Origin of the sequence: Paraburkholderia sp. BR13439 (genome assembly GCF_040948805.1) — a bacterium.
Classification (GTDB): Bacteria; Pseudomonadota; Gammaproteobacteria; order Burkholderiales; family Burkholderiaceae; genus Paraburkholderia; species Paraburkholderia youngii.
Map to the genome: position 1 here is coordinate 1 of NZ_JBFPKN010000019.1, position 21,996 is coordinate 21,996.

General features: G+C 60.3%; 14 protein-coding genes and 4 pseudogenes. 2 read left to right on the forward strand and 16 right to left on the reverse strand.

The window, feature by feature from the left end; genetic code table 11:
- Nucleotides 1-109 precede the first annotated feature (109 nt).
- The 6 genes and pseudogenes from AB3X96_RS30410 to AB3X96_RS30435 form a co-directional block, all read right to left on the reverse strand.
- Nucleotides 110-1,021, reverse strand: a pseudogene (locus tag AB3X96_RS30410) (IS91 family transposase); the annotation flags it as partial.
- 16 nt (nucleotides 1,022-1,037) lie between these two features.
- Nucleotides 1,038-1,913, reverse strand: a complete 876-nt coding sequence (locus tag AB3X96_RS30415; RefSeq protein ID WP_368592620.1) for a tyrosine-type recombinase/integrase — start codon at nucleotides 1,911-1,913, stop codon at nucleotides 1,038-1,040.
- Nucleotides 1,914-2,606: 693 nt separating this feature from the next.
- Nucleotides 2,607-3,761, reverse strand: coding sequence for an ABC transporter substrate-binding protein (locus tag AB3X96_RS30420; RefSeq protein WP_368592707.1), 1,155 nt, complete (start codon nucleotides 3,759-3,761; stop codon nucleotides 2,607-2,609).
- A 599-nt stretch (nucleotides 3,762-4,360) separates the two neighbouring features.
- On the reverse strand, nucleotides 4,361-6,067 hold the full coding sequence (locus tag AB3X96_RS30425) for a 3-(methylthio)propionyl-CoA ligase (protein ID WP_368592621.1): 1,707 nt from the start codon (nucleotides 6,065-6,067) through the stop codon (nucleotides 4,361-4,363).
- Between the two features lie 300 nt (nucleotides 6,068-6,367).
- Nucleotides 6,368-6,862 (reverse strand): SgcJ/EcaC family oxidoreductase, encoded by a 495-nt coding sequence (locus tag AB3X96_RS30430; protein WP_368592622.1) that lies wholly within the window; start codon nucleotides 6,860-6,862, stop codon nucleotides 6,368-6,370.
- 272 nt (nucleotides 6,863-7,134) lie between these two features.
- A pseudogene (locus AB3X96_RS30435) lies at nucleotides 7,135-7,302 on the reverse strand (IS30 family transposase); the annotation flags it as partial.
- 483 nt (nucleotides 7,303-7,785) lie between these two features.
- On the opposite strand from AB3X96_RS30435, the gene AB3X96_RS30440 reads away from it, so the two are divergent.
- Nucleotides 7,786-9,594, forward strand: coding sequence for a cytochrome P450 (locus AB3X96_RS30440; RefSeq protein ID WP_368592623.1), 1,809 nt, complete (start codon nucleotides 7,786-7,788; stop codon nucleotides 9,592-9,594).
- A gap of 414 nt (nucleotides 9,595-10,008) precedes the next feature.
- The gene (locus AB3X96_RS30445; RefSeq protein ID WP_176106392.1) at nucleotides 10,009-10,260 is read left to right on the forward strand and encodes a hypothetical protein; all 252 of its coding nucleotides are present in this window, start codon (nucleotides 10,009-10,011) and stop codon (nucleotides 10,258-10,260) included.
- 29 nt (nucleotides 10,261-10,289) lie between these two features.
- Here the strand turns inward: AB3X96_RS30445 and AB3X96_RS30450 are convergent.
- The 10 genes and pseudogenes from AB3X96_RS30450 to AB3X96_RS30495 all read right to left on the reverse strand — a co-directional run.
- Nucleotides 10,290-10,433 (reverse strand): annotated as a pseudogene (locus AB3X96_RS30450) (RtcB family protein); the annotation flags it as partial.
- Nucleotides 10,434-10,643: 210 nt separating this feature from the next.
- Complete coding sequence (locus AB3X96_RS30455; RefSeq protein ID WP_368592624.1) at nucleotides 10,644-11,660, reverse strand: AraC family transcriptional regulator; 1,017 nt, start codon at nucleotides 11,658-11,660, stop codon at nucleotides 10,644-10,646.
- A 45-nt stretch (nucleotides 11,661-11,705) separates the two neighbouring features.
- Entirely contained in the window at nucleotides 11,706-14,198 is a 2,493-nt protein-coding gene (locus tag AB3X96_RS30460; RefSeq protein ID WP_368592625.1) for a glycogen/starch/alpha-glucan phosphorylase, read from the reverse strand.
- An 820-nt stretch (nucleotides 14,199-15,018) separates the two neighbouring features.
- On the reverse strand, nucleotides 15,019-16,242 hold the full coding sequence (locus tag AB3X96_RS30465) for a multidrug effflux MFS transporter (RefSeq protein WP_368592626.1): 1,224 nt from the start codon (nucleotides 16,240-16,242) through the stop codon (nucleotides 15,019-15,021).
- The gene (locus AB3X96_RS30470) at nucleotides 16,243-16,536 is read right to left on the reverse strand and encodes a hypothetical protein (protein ID WP_368592627.1); all 294 of its coding nucleotides are present in this window, start codon (nucleotides 16,534-16,536) and stop codon (nucleotides 16,243-16,245) included.
- A gap of 21 nt (nucleotides 16,537-16,557) precedes the next feature.
- Entirely contained in the window at nucleotides 16,558-17,268 is a 711-nt protein-coding gene (locus AB3X96_RS30475; RefSeq protein ID WP_368592628.1) for a DsbA family oxidoreductase, read from the reverse strand.
- A 644-nt stretch (nucleotides 17,269-17,912) separates the two neighbouring features.
- Nucleotides 17,913-18,254, reverse strand: coding sequence for a BON domain-containing protein (locus tag AB3X96_RS30480; RefSeq protein ID WP_368581514.1), 342 nt, complete (start codon nucleotides 18,252-18,254; stop codon nucleotides 17,913-17,915).
- A gap of 196 nt (nucleotides 18,255-18,450) precedes the next feature.
- Nucleotides 18,451-19,791 (reverse strand): citrate synthase, encoded by a 1,341-nt coding sequence (gene gltA / locus AB3X96_RS30485; protein WP_368592629.1) that lies wholly within the window; start codon nucleotides 19,789-19,791, stop codon nucleotides 18,451-18,453.
- A gap of 120 nt (nucleotides 19,792-19,911) precedes the next feature.
- Nucleotides 19,912-20,757, reverse strand: a pseudogene (locus tag AB3X96_RS30490) (3-hydroxybutyryl-CoA dehydrogenase); the annotation flags it as partial.
- A 24-nt stretch (nucleotides 20,758-20,781) separates the two neighbouring features.
- Entirely contained in the window at nucleotides 20,782-21,975 is a 1,194-nt protein-coding gene (locus AB3X96_RS30495; RefSeq protein ID WP_368592630.1) for an acetyl-CoA C-acyltransferase family protein, read from the reverse strand.
- Between the last annotated feature and the right edge of the window lie 21 nt (nucleotides 21,976-21,996).

The window sequence follows — 21,996 nt, forward strand, 5'->3', positions numbered from 1 at the left end:
TTCATAGAGGCCCGCAGGCAGCAATACCGACTGCAACAAGGCCGGATATAGAGCCGCAGCCCATCCTGTCTGTCTGAACACAAGAAAACTGTTGCAAACGGGACGCGTTCATATAGCGGCGCATGAACTCGGCGGCCTCAAGGGTCATCGTCTTGTAGAGGGTTCGCCCCTTCGCACGGTAGTCCTTCCAGCGGAACGTCACGCCGCGCTCATCGAACGCGAGCAGGCGCTGGCTGGAGATCGCCACGCGGTGTGTATAGCGAGAGAGATACGCGAGTACCGCTTCGGGGCCCGCGAAGGGACGCTTGGCATAGACGACCCATTCGCAGACGCGCAGCGGCGCAAGCCACCGCGCAAAGTCAGCCGGGTCGGCGAGTCCGGCATATTCACCGAAGAACTGCAACCGGCCATACCGGTGTGCCTCCGTCAGCGCTTCGAGGAAGCGTCTGCGGAACAGGCGTGAGAGCACACGCACCGGCAGGAAGAAGCCAGGGCGGCAGGCAATCCACCGCTCGCCATCAGGCGACAGGCCGCCACCGGGAACGATGCCGTGCACGTGGGGATGATGCGTGAGCGCCGAGCCCCAGGTATGCAGCACGAGCGTGGCACCGATCTGCGCACCGAGGTGCCGGGGATCCGCGGCGATCGTGCGCAGTGTCTCGGCGGCGATGTCGAACAGCAGTCCGTAGATGACCTGCTTGTTGTACCAGGCGATGGCGCCGACCGGTGCGGGTAGCGTGAACACGACGTGGAAGTATTCGACGGGCAGCAGGTCGGTCTGGCGTGCCTCGAGCCAGCGGCGTGCGGCACTGCCCTGGCACCGGGGGCAATGGCGGTTGCGGCACGAGTTGTACGCGATCTCGGTGCGCGCGCAGCCGGAACAGCGCAACACGTGTCCCCCCAGCGCCGCGGTGCGGCACTGTTCGATGGCCGACATGACCTTCAGCTGCCCCAGGCTCAGCGACACCGTACGCCGCCATGACGGGCCCTGGGCGCGGAAGATGTCCGCGACCTCCAGCATGGGGTACTGCGCCGCGTCACTCGGAGGACAGACGCTCCAGTGGACTGATGACCTCGCGCAGGAGGTCGGTGGCGACCTGCACGTAAAGCGCGGTGGTCTCGAGCTGCCGGTGGCCCAGCAGCACCTGGATCACGCGGATGTCCACCTTCTGTTCGAGCAGGTGTGTCGCGAAACTGTGACGCAGCGTATGCGGGGTAACGCGCTTGCCGATCTGCGCGGCCTCGGCGGCGGCGTGAACCGCGCGGTTCAGCTGCCGCGCGGTGAGCGGGTCGACGGGATCCATGCCGGGAAACAGCCACCCGCCATCAAGCATGGTGCCCTGGGCACGGGCGACCCGCCACCACAGCCGCAGGCGTTCGAGCAGGACCGGTGAGAGCATCACGTAGCGGTCCTTGCGGCCCTTGCCCTGCTCGATGCGCAGCGTCATGCGCTGGCTGTCAATGTCGCTGACCTTCAGCGCCACCACCTCGCTCGCGCGCAGGCCGGCGCCATAGGCGACTGACAGCGCGGTCTGGTGCTTCAGGTTGCCGGCTGCCGCGATCAGCCGCCGCACCTCTTCGGGGCTGAGGACTACCGGGAGCTTGCGGGGTACACGAACCGGCTGCATCCGCGCCATCAGCTCAGGCTGGCCGAGTGTAACGTCGAAAAAGAACTTCAGCCCGCTGATCGCGGCGTTCAGCGAGACTGGGGATGTGCCGTGATCGACCAGATGCAACTGGTAGTTCCGCAGGTCCTCGACGGTGGCGGTATCGGGTGAACGTCCGAGAAACCTGGCGAACTGGCGTACGGCGCGCAGATAGGCGGTCTGGGTCTTGGGGGCGAACTTGCGCATGCGCAAGTCGTCAACCATGCGCCGGCGCAGGGGGCTGACGCCCGGATCGGAGGTGGTCATGATGGGGCTCCTGCTGGAGAACGAGGCGGATTGCCTCAGTCACCAACATAAGCACCGGCGCCACTGCCCCGTCATTCGCTGCCAGAGGCGGGAACGGAGCCCCATACCGCGCGAGCGGTTTAGTCCGGTCGGCCATAGGAGACGGTCGGAGATCGGAGCGGTGCGTCGGCTGCAGGTTGGTTTGCTGCCGCTCGAGACCGGCGTCGGCGAATGACACTTCTCACGTCAATGAACGAGTCTTCGCGACCCACTGCTGCCACTCGAACTCCGCCCTCCGTAATGGCCGCTTGCCAAGCTATATCGTATCGGTGATTCACATAAGCCTTGCCTCTCCAGTCCAGGTGCGAGGTGGCGCTCGCATGCTCATTACCCCCGAAATCCGTCATGTACTAACTCGACTGAGCGGCAAACGGGCATCCTGACGTGGCGATGGGTGAGGAGAGAGATATGGCCAGAATCGAAGCGAAGTTAGCGAAAATGGGATTGGCGCTACCGCAGCCGCTACAAATGCCGGCGAATGTACGTATCTCGTTGCCATTTGAATGGGTGCGTGTCAGAGGCAAAAAGCATTTGTCTCGGGTCACGTGCCGCTGAACCCGGACGGGACCATTGCGCAACCGGTCGGCAAGTTTGGCGCAGAGGTATCGCCGGACGAAGGCTTACCGAGCACGAGACCGACCCAAGCCAACGGCTTCATTTCCATAACGCGCAGCGAGACTCAGCTTTGCTGCCGAACGCCTGTTCACCAGGAATCGTTTCGATGATCTTGCAGTAGTCCCACGGCTGCTCCGATTCGTCCGGCGTCTTCACCTCCATCAGATACATATTGTGAATCATGCTGCCATCTTCACGGATATATCCTTGCGCATACACGTCGTCGATCTTTTGTTTCTTTAGCTGCGACATGACCGCGGCTGGTTCGGTCGAGCCGACAGTCCGCACTGCCTTCAGATAGGTCATCGTTGCGGAATAGTCGGCGGCCTGCAGGCTCGACGGCATCTTGTTCATTTTCGCGAAATAGCGCTGCGACCACTTGCGTGTTTGTGCATTCTTGTTCCAATACCAACTATCCGTCAGCACGAGATGTTGCGCCGTCGCGAGACCCAGACTGTTGATATCGTTGATGAAGATAAGCAGCGCGGCCAGCGTCATCGTTTTCGTTACGCCGAACTGGTTCGCGGCCTTGATTGCATTGACGGCGTCGCCGCCAGCGTTCGCGAGTCCAAGGACCTGTGCTTTCGATTGTTGTGCCTGAAGAAGGAACGAAGAAAAGTCCGACGCGGAGAGCGGATGATGGACAGATCCCAGCACTTGGCCGCCATTCGCCTTCACGACATCAGAGGCGTTCTTCTCAAGCGCCTTGCCGAACGCATAGTCGGCGGTTAGGAAATACCATGTTTTTCCGCCTCTTTTAAGCACTGATGAAGCGGTTCCCTTTGCAAGGGCCATCGTGTCGTACGCATAGTGGACCGTATAAGGCGTGCATTGCTCATTGGTCAGCGTATCTGCGCCGGCTCCTACGTTGATGTAGGGAATCTTCTTTTCTCCGGCAATCTGATTGGTGGAAAGCGCGGTTGCAGAATTCGTCCCGCCGATAATCACATTGACATTCTCGCGGTCGATCCATTCCCGCGCGACCGATGCTGCTATATCGGCCTTGTTCTGATGGTCCGCATAGAGCACCTTGATCGGCTTGCCGTTGACCTGGCCTCCGAAATCCGCAATGGCCATTCGAATTGCCTCGAGGCCGCCCTGCCCGTCACCTTCGGAATACAGTCCGGAAAAATCCGTGATGAATGCGATGGTCACTGCATCGCCAGTGGCGCGCGCGTCGCTGTACATCACCATTGCGCTGACAGTCGTCGCGACCCCCAGCAGGCGAAGCATAGGTGATCTCATGTACATCGCTACCTCCACGTACTTCCACGTGCCTCTACCTGCGCGCGGTTTCTGCTTCGCGTCCCGCGCCCGCGAAGAAAAGCACCTGAACGAGATTCGAAGCCCGTCGAACCTGCACATCGCGGCTATTTTCGATGCTAGTCCGGACTGCGCAAAATGCCAGGTAAAGATGCGATGTAGTGAATATTCGACCGCTCGCGCAAACATGCGATGAAACGCGGCGACGGCCGCGCCGAATGTGCGGCGGTGATGAGGAAATGGTAGCGTACGCCTGCTTCTGTGCCGGCCGGAAGCTCGCCTCCGACAGCCGACGGCTGCAAGATTGTCCGTCGGACGTGGGCGCCCACGAGTCTGGCAGGGCTGAGTCGTGTGTCGCTCTCACGACGGGCTGAGCGCCTGCACTGAGCATTCAACCTTTGCTGGCGTCTTGTTTGCTGCTGATAGCGGCCGTGCATGTCGCTGTCTGTCTGTGGCGGGTTGGGGTCAGCCACGGCCGGCTGCACCAAATGGCGGTGCGGTGGCGGTCCCTTTGACAGGCTCCTTTTCGATTATTCCGCCGCAGGTTTTGACCCGGCGCCTTCCATTGCGCGCTCGTCGGCAAGGGGACAGGGCTCAACTTCGAGCGCCGACGCCAGCAGGTGGTCGCTGAACTGCTCGCGCAGCTTCAGTTTGTGCAGCTTTCCAACGGCCGTATGCGGCAATTCGGTGACGAAGATAACGTCATCGGGCATCCACCACTTCGCGACCTTGCCCTCGTAGAACGCGAGCAGTTCGTCGCGCGTGACCTCCGCGTCCTTGCGTTTGACGACGACGAGCAGCGGCCGCTGCAGCCACTTCGGATGGGCGCAGGCGATGCAGGCTGCCTCTGCGACGCCCGGATGCGCGATCGCGATGTTCTCGATTTCGATCGAACTGATCCACTCGCCTCCCGACTTGATCACATCCTTGCTGCGGTCGGTGATCCGCATAAAACCGTCCCGGTCGATCGTGGCCACGTCGCCGGTCGGAAACCAGCCGTCGACGAGCGGCGAGTCATCCTTCTGGAAATACCGCTTGATCACCCACGGACCGCGCGTGTGCAGTTCGCCGAACGCGATGCCGTCCCACGGCAGGTCGCGCCCATCGTCGCCGACGATCTTCATGTCCACGCCGTAGATCACGTGCCCCTGCTTTTCGCGCAGCCTGCGCTGCTCTTCCGGCGGCCGCTGTGATTGTTCCCAGTTGAGTTTTGCGAGCGTGCCGAGCGGTGACATCTCGGTCATGCCCCATCCGTGAATGGCTTCGACGCCGTATTCCTCGAAGGTGCGCAGCATCGCCGGCGGGCACGCGGACCCGCCGATCACCGCGCGTTGCAGTGACGACAACCGCACGCCCGCTTCCTTCATGTAGTTGAGCAGGCCAAGCCAGACGGTTGGCACGCCGGCGGAATACGTGACGCGCTCCGCCTGCATCAGCTCGAAAAGGGATTTACCGTCGAGATCTTTGCCCGGAAGGACGAGTTTCGCGCCCGTGAGCGGCGCGGCATGCGGAATGCCCCATGCGTTCGCATGAAACATCGGCACGACAGGCAACGCCGAGTCGTGCGCCGATAGACACATCGCATCCGGCAGCGCACCGGCGTACGCGTGCAGCACCGTTGAGCGATGCGAATACAGCGCGCCCTTTGGATTGCCCGTCGTGCCCGAGGTGTAACAAAGGTACGATGCCTGGCGCTCGTCGAGGAGCGGCCAGTCGAATGCGCCGTCGTGCGGCTTGAGAAACGTCTCATAGCTGATGAGCGGTATGGGCGTCTGCACCGCAGGCAGATGCGCGTCATCGGCAAGCGCGATCCACCTACACACCTTGGGACAGAGAGGCGCAAGGTATTCAATCAGCTGCGAGAACGTCGTATCGAACAGCACGTAGCTGTCATCGGCGTCGTTGATGATCCATGCGATCTGCTCGGGGAAGAGCCGGGGGTTGATGGTATGACACACGGCCCCGAAGCCCGTCGTGCCGTAATAGGCTTCCAGATGGCGGTAACCGTTCCATGCCAGCGTGCCGATCCGTTCGCCCGGCTGCACATCCAGCGCGATAAGCGCCTGCGCCAGTTGCTTCGCGCGCTTTTCGCAGTCGCGATACGTGTAGCGATGTACGTCGCCTTCGATGCGCTTTGACACGATCTCGGTAGTGCCGAAGTGCCGTGACGCATGGGCCAGCAGTGAGGAAACCGTCAGCGGCACGTCCATCATCTGTCCGAGCAGCGGTGTCGTCATAGCCGAGTCTCCCTGCTATTGCCGCGAGCCCGGAATCGCGTAAGAGTGCTAGAAATATCGGACACGGCACCCGCCCGGTAGCCAAGCCTTCCGGTTATTCAACATAGTTGAGGCCTGCGAGTGTTGCAAATAGATAAGATGGATATTGCTAATGTCTCGCGTCTGTAGCACCCGCAATCCGCACGCTGAGACTAGCCATGCGCATGTCAGACGGTAGCCGGCCCAATAGTTGCCGCTCGGGTAGCTTAGAAAGCAGCCATTCGAATGCCTCGTCTACTTCCTGAACGTGCCAGATGCCCTTCACTTGTTCTCTTCCGCATTCCACGTGTGCGCGATCGTGCGCCACTTGCCGTCCGTGCTCCTCGTCATCACCTTTAGCAATACGCCTTTGTATTGCGGCTTCTTGCCATCCTTCCCCTGCACGGCAGTCCAGTCGGCCGTTTCGTACATCACGTTGCCGACCTGGCTCGCGCGCACCACGTCGATCGCGTGATCGTGAACGCCGGCATCGAAGTGGCTCTTGAAGAGCTTTTCTATTTCGTCGCGCCCTTGAACGAACTTGCCGTTAGCCGGCGATACGATCGCCTTTTCGTCGTATAGCGCGGCGAGCCCGTGAGCGTCGCCTTTGTTGAAGTACGATTTCCATGTTGCATTCGCATCCGCGACGAGCTTGTTCTGGGCAAGCGCGGGATGCATAGTGAAGAGCGCTAGCAGCGCAAAAAGTCCGCATGTGCCGAAGTGCTTCAAGGTGTTGTTAATCGCTTGCCTCCAGTAGTGAACGTCGGCGAGCGGCATGAGTGCTCGTTGTGCGGCACTCACGTTCACGCTTAACTCACTTCGGCCTCTCGCAGGTGCGTGGAGTATATGGATGGGCGTGTCGTAATCAATTAACGGAGATCATTGCTAATGCTATTGACCAAACGTTAGCAAACCGGATTGACCCGTAACTGCAATAAGCTACGCCGGTGAACTCGTCACGCTCATAGTGAATGTTTCTGTTTCAGGCGGTCCGCTGACTCACTGCTCACGCGGTCGATTGTGTTACATCGACCGGTTGAATCCGCAGTTACATATTGGCGCAGCCGTCCATTAGTCGACAGCTTCGCTGGCTTTGGTCGTTTGGCGAACCGTTCCGCCTTCCACTGCGCGACCGAAGCACGATACGCGAGGCATCCACCACGTGTCGCCGCATTGCGCGTGAGCTCTCGTGAAACGGTTGTTGGACTGCGTCCGATACCTTCAGCGTTGTCTGGCCGGCGACAAGGGAGCAATCGGGTGGGCAAATATGTGGCCAGAGCACAAGCTGATCAAATGGCGGTGTCCCCTTTCGCACGCTGGTGCCACCACACTCCGTCAAAGCACCGCAACAAGGAGCTGTGGGCGGAGTTCCAGGACCTGTCGGTGACAGCTTTAGAAGGGCGGCGTGAAACTAGAAAGTTCACTTGGCTGGTAGCATGGGACAGCTATCATGCAGTCACAGAGCGCATCCTGGTGCGCTCGAAGATTCACACGCGATGCCGGTGCAGGGGTTCATACAGTTAAGGCCGTCCGCCGAACTTCTGGCGCTCGCGGTTGCTGCCATACTCCTCCCGCGTCGCGGTCCCGCACCTTTCTGGCAGCTGGTTCGACCCTTCCACAGCGGGACCGCGACAAAGCCAAACGGTCTTTCGCGCCCTCCTGCCCGTGATGAGGGCGCTTCATTGGGAACGAGCGCGAACATGAGTTCAACTCTTCAGATCGTAAAGCCGGCCCCGGAAGATTCGGTAGTCGTGGCACGGACGAAAGACCTGGAGGACGAAAACGTCCAGGCGGCTCACCTCGACGGAATTGATCTGGTTGTTATCAGGCACGCCCAAGGCGTCTGCATTTACCAGGGCCGGTGTCCGCACGAGGGTACCCTGTTGTCAGAGGGCGCATTAAAGGACGACGTACTTACTTGCAGGGGGCACGGTTGGCAATTCGCCTGTCCATCGGGACAGAGGCGCGGTATCAGCACTTCAGACCTGAAGCGATTCGAAGCAATTATCGAAAACGGGGAAATAAAGGTTGATCGAAATGAAGTGCTTGCATGGAAGGCGCAACAATCCTCCTGCGCGGCTGCTGTCGAGCAGGCCGCCCGCCCATCACCGGTTCGTAGCGTTAAGCAGCTTCCGGGACCGAAGGGTGTTCCGCTCCTTGGCAACCTTCTGGACTTCAGGACCCGCCAGTTGCATTTGCTGCTCGAGAACTGGTGTAGAGAGTTCGGCAGCATGTACACCTACACGCTAATGGGTCGGAGATTCGTTGCGATTGCAGATCCGGTTCTCGTCAATCAGGTCCTCCACGACCGGCCCGGCACCTATCGCCGCTGGGACGTAATCCAGCGCGTCGCGCATGAAATGGGTGTTGACGGCGTGTTTTCGGCAGAGGGCGATACCTGGAGGAGACAGCGACAACTCGTCGTCAAGGCACTTGACCCGATTCACCTTCGCGCATTCTTTCCATCGCTGCGCATGATGACCTCGCGGCTACTTAGTCGATGGGAGACAGTCGCGCGTAATCGTCAATCCGTAAACATTCGCCAGGAGCTCATGCGCTACACAGTGGACGTGGCGACGAATCTTGCGTTCGGCTATGACATGGACACCCTCCAGAGTGATGGCGAAATCATCCAGCAGCACCTCGCAGTGATGTTTCCAATGATTCAGCGACGGATAATTGCCCCGTTCCCCTATTGGCACTACTTCAAACTGGCACCGGACAGGCAGCTTGACCGGGCTCTGGTGGCCGTGCGGGCTCTGACACAGGTTCTCATCACCCGCAATCGCGCCCGATTGATGCAAGACGCGATCACTGACGCGCCTCCTTCGAACCTCCTTGAGGCGTTGCTCACGGCGCAAGAAGAAGGAGAGGCACCGCTAACCGACGAAGAAGTGATGGCAAACGTTTTCACGATACTGCTGGCCGGCGAGGACACGACCGCCAATACGATCGCCTGGATCGCGTATCTCATGTGCACTCACCCCGAAGTCCAGAACAAAATGCAAGCTGAGGTCGATTCTGTCATCGGGGAGGGCGCAATACTCGAAGACGCGGATGCACTTGATGATCTCGTGTATCTTGACGCGGTAGCCAAAGAGACCATGCGTCTGAAGCCGGTTTCGCCGGTTACCAGTTTCGAGCCGAATTTCGATGTCCAGTTAAATGGCATCGCAATTCCCAAGGGTACGGTGCTGACGCTCTTGACGCGACAGCCCGCGCTGCAACCAGGTAGCGTTTCCCCAATGCGAACATTTGACCCTGACCGTTGGCTCGGCGCGTCCGGGGCGACGAGCAGCCATCAGGTAGGTTTCGTTCCATTCGGCTCAGGACCCCGGTTGTGTCCGGGTCGCAAGCTCGCCCTGATGGAAGTTAAATCGGCGCTCGCAATGATGTGCCGCAATTTCAACATATCCCAGGCAACTGACCGAACCGCCGCTGTGGATGAGATATTTGAGTTCACGATGTTCCCGGAAGGCCTCTTTGTGAGGCTGGAACAACGTCACTGACTGGCCTCAGGCAAACAGCGTTGATCCGGGACAGCGAACTCAACCTCACGACGCCAGATCTTGCAGGTCGGGTCCGCTCCGATCAGTGATTCATTGTCGCGAACTGAACGATCAGTACCCCGCTCGACGTCCCTCACCCCCCGAACGAAATGGAAGGTGAGATTATCCAGGCATCGAAATCGAACCGCACGTCGATCCGGCGAACCTCGGTGCTTCCACTGCTGATTTCAGTCTCGCTTATGTCGCGGTTTCCACGTTCCTGGCTTCTGAGCGCCGGCAGCTCGCCAACAATCAAAAGAAAAGGGGCCGAATTCGGTTGACTTTTATCGGCCATCACCGACCAAGTATCCAGGAGTAGGATGTGATCTGTGAGAAACGGCCGTCTAAGGAAATGAAGGGCGCGGAGCTGTCGGAATGAAAAAAATCGCATTTTTATGGAAGGTGGTCAGGGACGATTTGCGCGTGCTCTTATATGCGCTGCGGCAACCCGACCGTCCAAGATGGCTGATGCCCGCGACCGCTCTGGTGGCTCTGTACGCGGTCGATCCTTTCAATGTTGCTGTTCCATTCGTCGGGATTGTGGACGACGGTGTGCTAGTTCCGCTGGCATTGCATTTGATGGTCCGTTGTCTGCCAATCCAGTTGCGACGGCTACGCCGCCTATGATGAAATCAACATGATGCAGCGTTCACGTCGGCAAGGTGCCTGAACACGAACGGCATGCGGGCCGTGTTTCTCAGCTGCCGGCAAGCCGCTTCCTCAATCGCGACGCCCTGTGTCCACATCTTCACGGCCTTGCCGCTTGCCACTTCCATTAGTTGATAATCGACCAGGCTCATGTCCCTGTCCCTTCGTCAGCTTCGCTCATCGGCACGGGCGTCAGTTCGTGGCGTATGACCTTAGCGTAAGCCGGTTTTTCCGTTTCGACAACCGGTCCATCACGAGCGTCTTTATCAAGCCCCATGTCAATTATCCACCTCAAGCGACCTGTGCCATCGGATCAAACAACTTGTCTTGCCTGCCGAAAACGGATCTACGCTGCCCACTGATCAGCGTTGCCCCTCAGATGCCTCAGGACGTGCACGCCATGCTCGCGGCGTCATCCCAAACCGTTCGACGAACCAGGGGGTGAATGACGCCTGCCTCGAGAACCCCAGCAGTTCCGCCACGCGCCCGATCGAATGGCGGGTGTGCGCCAGGTGCTGCACCACATGGTCATGCCTCACCTCATCGAGCAGGCTTAAGTAGTCGAGCCCCTCCGCCTGGAGCTGCCGCTGCAAGGTACGGCGGCTCTTGTGCAGCGCCTCGGCGACATCCGATACGGATGCCTGCCCGAGCGGCAGGAGGAACGTGAGGACCTTGCGGACTTCCAGCGCGACTGACTCAGGCACCGCGTCGTCGAACGGCTTCACCAGGTTTTCGGCGTAACGCGCCAGTTCTCCGTCGGCCGTGGGATTCGGTAAATCCAGCAATGCCGCCTTACAGAAGATCCCTTTGATCTCGCTGTCGAAGTTGACCGGGCAGCCAAAGAAGCTGACGTGCGGGCCCGTATCTGCGGGGGCCGCGTGCGTAAAGTTCACACTGTGGGGTTCCCACTGTGGACCGAGCAGCGCCGCGCTAATGTGCGCCAGCACCGCGAGGCCCAACTCAGTGGCCTGCCGGGTTTGTCGTGGCGCATCTAAAATCACCTCCGCACGGATCGCGACCATCTCGCCCTCGAATTCGAGGTAGATACCGAGCGCGTCGTTGAGCACATGGCGGTAATGCACCGCGGTAAGCAAGGCATCGCGAAGCGTGCGGCGATTCGCAAGCAAAAGGCCGACCGCGCCGACATCCTGCGCCTGCCGGCCCCCCGCCATCTCCAGGGCGAACGTCGGGCAGCCAGCACGCTCTGCCGAGATTTCGAGGAGCCTGCACCCCGCCGCCGCTGACATCTGATGTTCGGGATGGACGAGCACGTCCGCGTCGAGGCCCACTTCGCGCAAAAGCGCAAGCGGGCTCAGCCCATGCCTGCGGGCGACCTGAAAATAACCGTGCAGCATGGTTGCGCGAATCACTGGTTCCATCGCTGGTCCGTTTTCTCTAGCTGTGCATGCCGGTCTCAATCAGAGTTAGTCAAGAGCGATACTGACTGGGGAAATATTCCAGATCCGCTCGCAATATTCGCCGACCGCGCGATCGGACGAAAATTTTCCCGAGCGCGCCGTGTTGAGGATCGACATCCGCGTCCAACGTCCCAGATCCTGCCAGGCGACGCTTACGCGCTCCTGGCACGCCACATAGCCAGCGTAGTCGGCCAACACCAAAAACGGATCGAAGTTGCGCAGGTTATCCACGAGCGGGCGGAACACCTCCCTGTCGCCGCGCGAAAAGTATCCTGACGAGATCAGATCTAGCGCCTCGCGCAACTCCGCGTTGCCTTCAACATGAACTTCAGGGCGATAGCCCTCGCGCTTGATACGCGTCACCTCTTCAGCGGGGAAGCCGAAAAGGAAGAAGTTTTCCTCGCCGACCTCCTCACGGATCTCGACATTCGCACCATCCAATGTTCCGATCGTGATTGCGCCATTCATCATGAACTTCATGTTACCCGTACCGGATGCTTCCTTGCCGGCCAATGAAATCTGTTCTGACAGATCAGCAGCGGGATAGATGAAACGTGCATTTTTCACGTTGAAGTTCGGAAAGAACACGACCTTGAGCCGCCCGTCCATCGCCGGGTCGTTGTTGACGACTTCGGCCAGACCTGTCATCAGCCGGATCATCAGCTTGGCCATTGTGTAGCTCGGCGCCGCCTTCCCGCCGAAGATGAAGCAACGCGGCACGACGTCCAACTCCCGGTTGCGGCGTAGACGCTGATACAGCGTAATGATGTAAAGCATATTCAGGTGCTGCCGCTTGTATTCATGGATACGCTTCACCTGGATGTCGAACAGCGCGCCGGGATCTACAACGATGCCCGTGACGTGCCGTATACGCTGCGCGAGATCCGCTTTATTGCATCGCCTGACATGACGCCAGCCGTCTTGGAAGGCCGCATCGTCAGCATGTGCCTCGAGTGTGCGAAGTCGCGCCAGGTCGGTGACCCACCCCTCACCCACCGTCTTGTCGAGCAGGTGCGCGAGGCGCGGATTATCGAGCAGCAGGAACCGGCGCGGCGTAACGCCGTTAGTGACGTTGTCGAACCGCTCGGGCCACAGTTCGGCGAAATCGCGCAGCACTGTCTGTTTCAGGAGCGTTGAATGCAGCGTAGCCACACCGTTAATCGCGCGACTGCCGACTGTCGCCAGATGCGCCATGCGGATCTTCTTCTCCCCGGTTTCGTCGATCAACGACATTCGCGCGATACGCGCCTCGTCACCGGGATAATGTTGCCGAACCTCATCGAGAAATCGCCTGTTGATCTCGAAAATGATCTCGAGCGGGCGCGGCAACAGGTTGCGAAAGAGCGGCAAACCCCATGTCTCTAACGCCTCGGGCAGCAGCGTATGATTGGTGTAGGCAAACGTGCGCCAAGTGATGTTCCACGCCTGCTCCCAGGGCAGGCGTCGCTCGTCCACAAGCAGACGCATCAGTTCGGCGACCGCGATCGACGGATGAGTATCGTTCAACTGCACGGTGAACATTTCCGCGAAGCGTTCGACCGGCTCGCGCCTGCGATCGAGCAGACGCAGCATGTCCTGCAGCGAGCACGAAACGAAAAAATATTGCTGTGCAAGACGCAGGCGCTTGCCGGCGTCGGGTTCGTCGTTGGGATAAAGCACCTTGGACAGGGTTTCGGAATTCACCTTTTCCTGCACGGCCTGGTAATAGTCGCCAGCATTGAAGTCGTGCAGGTCGAAGGACTCGACAGCCTCACTTTTCCAAAGCCGCAACGCGTTGCACGTGTTGACCCGGTATCCGAGCATGGGCATATCGCAGGCCACGCCCTTCACCTGGTTCGCCGGTATCCAGCGCACGCGAAAGCCGCCCTGCGCCTCGAACTCATATTCTGTATGGCCGCCGAAAGAGACATAGAAGCTCACGTCGGCGCGCACGAACTCCCATGGATTGCCGCGCTGAAGCCACTTGTCGGTCACTTCCGCCTGCCATCCGTCACAGATCTCCTGTTTGAAGATTCCAAACTCGTATCGAATGCCATATCCGATAGCCGGAATTTCGAGCGTCGCGAGCGAATCCAGATAACAGGCGGCCAGCCGCCCAAGCCCCCCATTGCCGAGCCCGGGTTCTTCCTCGAGCGCCAACAGCGTGTCAAGGTCCTGCCCGAGTGCCTGCATGGCGGCACGCGTGTTGGCTTCGATCCCGAGGTTGACGAGGTTATTGCCGAGTTGCGGTCCAATCAGGAACTCGGCGGATAGATAACAGGCGACCCGTAGTTCCCGTGCGGTGTAGCCCTCGACGGTTGCAGCCCAGCGCCCCAACATGCGGTCACGCACGGTGTGTGCAAGCGCCATATACCAATCATGCGCGGTGGCTAGTGCAGGATGGCGGCCCTGCAGGCAGATGAGGTTCTCGACGACGCCGTGCCGCAGCGCGTCGACATCCAGCCCGCTGCGCGCGTCACCCGCTCTCTCTTTTATGCCGAATCCTTCGTGGGTGCCCATGTTGCTTCTCCCGCGAGTTGTGACCGATTGGCGATGTGCGAATCTGCATTAGCCGCACGGCCACCTCAATGCGCGCCCCGTTCAGCTGATGCAGGGGTCCGATCATGCGGACGACGTTCCGACCTGAAAGCGGTACGGCGGTCGCGAGCGAAAGCACCAGATGCACGGACGAGCCACCTGTGACGATCAGGTCAAGTTCGCCGGTTTGAGTTCCGACCTTCACTTCTGCAGCGGCAACGGGACCCAACCGCCTTTGGCGATCGCCGCAAATCCAGAGGGAAGCTAAGCGCCGTGACGCACTGCGGTACGGCACGACATCCACTCATCCGCATCCACAGTATTCTACGTTCCGGCACGGGGTATCTGCACTCGTGATCGCGAGCGTGGCGTGAGTCGATGCAAAACAAGGGAGGCCTCTCTCCGTCGGCCCGCTGCAAGCAAGTGAAGTCGCTGCGCCGGAAAGCTCCCGCTTTTTGCCTCGGCCGCTCAGCGACAGCAGGTAGTTCTGCCGGCCTTTTCTCAGGCAGTTTGCGGCGAAGCCAGAGTCCAACGCCGGGAGGACGATGACTGTTGTGCTTGCGATGCGGAAACGATGAAAGGCTGCCGCCGTGGCGATATGTTTCGCACTGCAGGCGATCGATGCCGCGCCCGTGCGACCCATCGTCGCCGGAATGGCTCCGTTGAACCCCAGCGGTTCAAGGTCAAGCTCTTCAACAACCGCCTCAATAATCCTGACAGGTTTGTTCTCGGCAACGAAACCGGAGCAGCGAACGCTGCAACTTGCTGTGTGAGACGAGACAACGGCGACCTCGCTGGAGGTTCACTCGGATTCGCCATGGCGCATTGCGACGCAGAACATCACCAGGCCAAAAGACTGCAATACAGCCATGCCAAGAGCCATGTAGAGAGTGCTGCCGAGCAGCATGGGAACCAGTAGGGCCGAGGACAAGAAGTTGCCGAACTGCTGGACGGTGACGTAGCAGCTTGACGCCAGACCGCGTCGCTCCGGAAAGCAATCCAGCGCGAGAATCTGAAGGAAGGGCTGGGTCATCATCATGCCCATACCGAAGACCGGCAGCGCCACCAGTGCCCACGGCATCGGTGAAGCGTGCATCGCGTTGACCCTGATGTTGATCACGCCGGCCAAGACCATCACCAGATGGCCAAGCAGCACGTTCCGCGCTGCATTGCCATCCCCAGCGGCACGGTGAGCGACTGCGGCACCGGCGATCAGGCCCGCCACGATCGGGATGAACAGGTAGCCGAACGATTGCTCTCCAAGGCCAAGATGCTTCACGACGAAGCTCGGCGCGGCGAGGATGTAAAGGTAGATCCCAAGATTGACAGCCGCGTTGGCGAGCGCGAGCGCAACGAAACGCGGCTTCCCGAGCAATGTGCCGTACGCGCGCGCAAGCGATACGGGATGCAGCGGATGCCGACACGCCGCCGGCAAGGTCTCCGGGACGAGAAACCAGCTGATTACGACGAGCAATGCCGAAAGGAACGCGAGGAAGAGAAAAATGCTGCGCCAACCCGTCCACAGCAACAGCCATCCGCCACAAACGGGCGCGATTGCGGGAGCGAGCGCGAAGATCATCGCGACCAGCGCCATGATTTTCTGCGCGTCAATTCCATCGAAAACATCACGCACCATCGCCCGGCCAACGATGACGCCGGCCCCGGCGCTGATGCCCTGCAGTGCACGACCGGCGTAGAGCAGCGGGATGCTCGGGGCAGCCGCGCACATCAGCGATCCAACGGCGAACAGCACATTGCCGGCGAGAATGATCCGGCGGCGACCAATTGCGTCAGAGATGGCTCCATGCCACGGCACCATCAGCGCGAAAGGCAGCAGGTAGGCTGACAACGACTGCTGGATCTGTGCCGGCGTGGCATGCAGCGTCTGAGCCATGATGGAAAATGCCGGCAGATACGTGGCGATCGCGAACTGTCCAAGCATCGACAGTCCAGCCACGAGCACGACGATCGTCGGGGTGCGGAGCCTTTGCGGTTCAACCTCTGTTGCAGTTTGCATGCTCGACATTCACAAACTCCAGTTCGCAGCCGTCGCGGGCCTGGCACCGCCCAGGTCATTGCGGTCCGCCTTGTTCGGCCCGTCGCCTGTGAGGCATGCCTGGATGAATGCGGTATGAAGCCGCTTCCAGTCGGCCACCGTCAGGTGGTGCTCGAAGACATTCAACGCGGCGCCCGCGAGCTTGTCTGCCGCAAGCGCGGGAGCAATGTCCAGCGTCGCGCTCGGCGCCCCCGCTATCTGCGTTTTCCTGATGGACAACTCGCCGTTTTGCGTTCCATTCGGACGGGATCGAAACGTATGCACGCGCGTATCCGTTTGTCGACTTCAATTCGCAACGGCAAGCGCCATGGCACTGGCCAACGCCACTGGCGAATAAACGCCCGACAGCGAGTATCGCGTGTTGAACACGAAATGCGGCACACCGCTCACCTGCGCGTCGCCGTGCGACGTTCGCTGGCCGTTGAGGTCCGCCACATGCTTCGACGCCGCCAGGTTTGCCGTCAGACTCGTGTACTCGAGGCCGCATTCGTGCCCAAGACGCGCGAGGACCTCGGTGTCGCCAATGTTCTCGCCTTCCATGAAGTAGGCGGTGAGAATCCGGTCGATCAATTCCGTGATCTGCACGCCGGTTCCGCGACTCGCCGCATAGGTCACAAGTGCGTGCGCGGCAGCGGTGTTCGGCATCACCTCGATGCGGTCGAATGCGAACTTGATGCCCGCATCATCGCCTGCCCGTTGCACCTGCGCACGCCTCGCCGCAACGGCCTCCGCACTTCCAAGGCGATCGCGATAGAACGCCTGGTACGGCAAACCCTCGACAGGCACGCCGGGTAGCAACTGGTGAGAACGCCACTGCACCGATACGCGCACATCGGGGCGCGAGCTTTCGAAACGCGAAACGGCCACATCCAGATTGCGCTTGCCGATCAGACACCAGGGGCAAACGAAGTCGAAGAACGTTTCGATCTTGAGGACGGATCGCTCGCCCCTTACACTGCAGGCTTGCGCATTCATGTTTTGGTCAGACGACGTCATCGAGGGGTATCCTCGCGATCGGCCCTGGCCAGCAGGCTGGTCCGTGTGAAATACAAAATCATTTCGTATGGTTTCCCAAACTCGTTAGTACCGCGCATCTCTGATAAAGCCGGAGCGGTCCATCTGCATACGCGGTGCTCAGGAAGTCCCGGCTCATCGAATAACTCAGCGGAGCGCGGCGCTCGCATCTCGGCAGAAGCGCGCGTGCCAGGACATGTGATGGTTCGTCGTTGCAAGAACGGGCCACACGAGCGCCGGTGAAAATCCCGCTCGAAACATCGGCGATTCGTTGACACGTACGATACGGCAATCCCGCGATGCGCTTTGATGAACAGGCGCCATGGTTTTAGGTTTTCGCGCCAACCGGCGTTAACCCCGATCGGTATCAAAGGGCTGGCCGTGCTCCTCGTGCCGAAATATGGCGCGAGGGGGCAGTCAAAGGCTCACAACCAGCCGGCGGCAGAGCACCACCATTGCCGGCAAACGTTGCGTATGGCCTGGCCGCTATCCCGTCTGAAGTCGGCAATCATCTTGACGTCCTGGTGCCAGCCCTCCAGCGAATTGCCCTTGATGTCTCGACCGTGCGACTGCCGGTCAAGGGTGGTGTGCGCCAATGCACACGGACACGTTCACCCTCGGACCTGCTACTGCCCTGGCGGGCGGATTGAAACCGTGTTTTTCACGGAACTGACTCCGGCGACTCCCTTGGCAACCTCGCCAGCCCTATCGATCATCGTAGCGTCTGGCACGGTACCCGCGAGCGTGACCGCGCCATTGTTCGCCCGCACATTGATGTTGCTGATATTCAGGTTCTTCGTCCTGGACAGAGCGCGGCGGACCTCCCTGGCGAGCGCTCGATTGGCCTGCTTTGCCGACTTGGCGCTCGATGCCGCCGTGCCGGCGTCGCTTGCCTGTGCGAAGACATTTGCGGTCGCCGCTAGTGCGAGCACACCGGCCGCAGCGACAAGAAGCTTTTTCCCTAGCATAGTTCTCTCCTGTTGACGCCAAATGGGTTGGCGCACAACGGCGGCCAACCGATCAGCGTCCTGACCGACGCTTCCTCTATCGAGGCCAGAATGTCAGTGCGCCGGTTCCATCTCCCGACGCGGCACTCAAAGATTCGTTGCGGCCGAGCGGCTTGCCGCTTGCCGCTTGCCAGCACATCGCACGCGTATCCTGGCGTTACTCACTCTCACCCGGTTGCCGCATTTGATCACCTGCCGGAGCTTCGCCGCACTGGCCAATCTCACGCCTGCTCTCACCGACGAACAGCTGACGCGGACGACCGATCTTCTGCTCAGGATCAGCGATCATTTCGTTCCACTGCGCGATCCAGCCGACCGTACGCGCCATCGCGAAGATACACGTGAACATCGACGTCGGAATGCCCAGCGCGCGCTGCACGATACCCGAGTAGAAGTCGACGTTCGGGTACAGCTTGCGCGACACGAAGTATTCGTCTTCGAGCGCGATCTTTTCGAGTTCCATCGCGAGCTTGAACAGCGGGTCGTCGTGCAGGCCCAACTCTTCGAGCACTTCGTGGCAGGTTTCGCGCATCAGCTTCGCGCGCGGGTCGTAGTTCTTGTACACGCGGTGGCCGAAGCCCATCAGCTTCACGCCCGAGTTCTTGTCCTTCACCTGCTTGATGAACTCGGGAATGTTGTCGACGGAGCCGATTTCTTCCAGCATGTTCAGCGCGGCTTCGTTCGCGCCGCCGTGCGCCGGGCCCCACAGGCATGCGATACCCGCCGCGATACACGCGAACGGATTCGCACCCGACGAACCGGCGAGACGCACGGTCGACGTCGACGCGTTCTGCTCGTGGTCCGCGTGCAGGATCAGGATGCGGTCGAGCGCGCGCACCAGCACGTCGTTGACCACGTACTCTTCGCACGGATTCGAGAACATCATGCGCATGAAGTTTGCGCTGTACGACAGGTCGTTCTTCGGATATACGAACGGCTGGCCGATGCTGTACTTGTACGCCATTGCGACCAGCGTGGGCAGCTTGGCGATCATGCGGATCGCCGACACTTCGCGGTGACGCGGGTTATTGATGTCGAGCGAGTCGTGATAGAACGCTGACAGCGCGCCGACTGCGGCAACCAGAATCGCCATCGGGTGCGCATCGCGACGGAAGCCGCGGAAGAAGAACTGCATCTGCTCGTGCACCATCGTGTGCTTCGTGACGGTGCCGACGAATTCGGTCTTCTGCTTTTCGTTCGGCAGTTCGCCGTTCAGCAGCAGATAGCAGGTTTCGAGGAAGTCGGCGTTCTGCGCGAGGTTGTCGATCGCGTAGCCGCGGTAGAGCAATTCGCCCTTGTCGCCGTCGATGTAGGTGATCGCCGAATTGCACGCCGCCGTCGACATGAAGCCCGGGTCGTACGTGAATTTGCCGGTCTGGCCGTACAGTTTGCGAATGTCGATTACATCCGGGCCAATCGTGCCCTTGTAAATCGGCATTTCGACGCTCGGCGAATTGTCGCTGAACGATAGCGTGGCTTTGATCGTTGACTGCTTCATGTTTGCGAACTCCATAAGAATGCTGAAAAGCCGTCAATTCATGACTGCGTCTACGCCCGGCGGCACCGGGTCGTTCAGGTCGCTGACGAGACGCAAGCGCCGTTCTGGAGGCGACGAGTCGTACTGGAACACACCGCGACCCGCTTTTCGACCGAGCCGTCCAGCACAAACCAGTTCTCTCAGAAGCGGACATGCGCGGTACTTCGGATCGCCGATATCGCTGTGAAGGACATCCATCACCGAAAGACACACGTCGAGCCCGACGAGATCTGCGAGCGCAAGCGGACCGATCGGATGGTTGGCACCGAGTCGCATTCCGGCATCGATCTCGTCCGCGGTCGCGACGCCCTCCGCGAGTACGAAAAAGGCTTCGTTGATCATCGGAACGAGAATTCGATTGACGGCGAAACCCGGCGAATTTTTGACTCGAACCGCAGTCTTGCCGAGGCGTCGCGTAAGCTCGACGACGGATTCGGCGGCGGCTGCGCTGCTTTGCAAACCGCGGATGATCTCGACGAGCTGCATGGTCGGCACGGGATTGAAGAAGTGCATCCCGACGAGCCGTGAGGGATCCTCCAGCGACGCGGCCAGCGTCGTTATCGAAATCGAAGAAGTGTTCGTGGCGATAACAGCCTTGTCGTTGGCCAGCGATTCGATCCGCTTCAGAATGCCGAGCTTGATTTCGACATTCTCCGTGACTGCCTCGATCACCACATCGCTGTTCGCGAGCCGCTCATAGTCGGTCGATGTCTGGATGCGCGCGAGAGCGGCTTCTCGCGCTGCGTGGTCGAGCTTCTCGTTCCTGAACAGCCGCTCCAGGCCCGCTTTGATTGCAGCCAGGCCTTTTTCCAGCGCGACCTCGGTTACGTCGATGAGCACGACATCCAGGCCCGCAACGGCGGCCACCTGCGCGATACCGCTGCCCATCGTCCCCGCACCGATCACGCTTATCGTTTCGATTGACATATTGTTCCCCTGCGATCGACTTGCCTAAGCGCGCCGAAGGTTCTCGAATATCGCGGCAATCCCCTGCCCTCCTCCAATACACATGGTCACGAGCGCATAGCGGCCATTGACCCGTTCGAGCTCGTGGAGGGCTTTCACTGTGATCAGCGCACCTGTGGCGCCGATCGGATGGCCGAGCGAGATGCCCGAACCATTGGGATTAACCTTCTGCGGATCCAGTTCGAGCATCCGCGTCACCGCACATGCCTGTGCCGCGAACGCTTCGTTCGACTCGATCACGTCGATATCCGACGCGCGCAAGCCCGCACGCTTCAACGCAGCGAGCGTCGCGGGCACGGGACCGATGCCCATGTACTGTGGATCCACTCCCGCGTGCGCGTATGAAACGAGGCGCGCGAGCGGCCTGAGACCGCGCTTGCTGGCGGTTTGGGCGTCCATCATCAGAAGCGCTGCTGCCGCGTCGTTGATCCCCGAGGCATTGCCTGCCGTCACGGTCCCGCCTTCTTTCATAAACGCGGGGCGCAAGCCTGCAAGTTCGTCAGGCCCAAGGTCGGCTCGCACGTGCTCGTCAGTATTGAATACCGTGGTTTGCCCTTTCACGGTTTTCTTCAACCCGGCGATCTGATCCGCGAAACGTCCCTCCGCGATGGCCCGCGCCGCGCGCCGATGCGACTCCAGCGCGAGCTCATCCTGCTGCTCGCGGGTGATGCCGTACTTGCGCGCGACATTCTCGGCGGTGATGCCCATGTGAATCGAATGAAACGGGTCGTGCAACGCACCGAGCATCATGTCGACGAGGCGGCTGTCACCCATCCGCGCGCCAAAACGAGCGTCTGTCGCGAGGTAAGGCGCGCGACTCATATTCTCCGCACCACCACCGAGCGTGACATCGGCGTCACCGAGCAGAATCGCCTGCGCAGCGCAAATGACCGCTTCCAGTCCCGAGCCGCACAGACGGTTCACCGTCATCGCCGGCGTCTCCTCGGAGACGCCGGCATCCATGGCCGCGACACGGGCCAGATAGAGATCCCGCGGCTCGGTCGCGACCACGTTGCCGAACACCACACGACCAACGTCCTGGCCTTGTACGCCTGTACGTGCCAGCACCTCGCGGGCGACGAATGCGCCGAGCGCGGTGGGAGGCTGATCCCTAAGACTACCGCCAAACTTACCTATCGCGGTGCGCACACTGCCGACAACCACCACTTCCCTTTGCATGACCGACTCCTGAGATAAGAA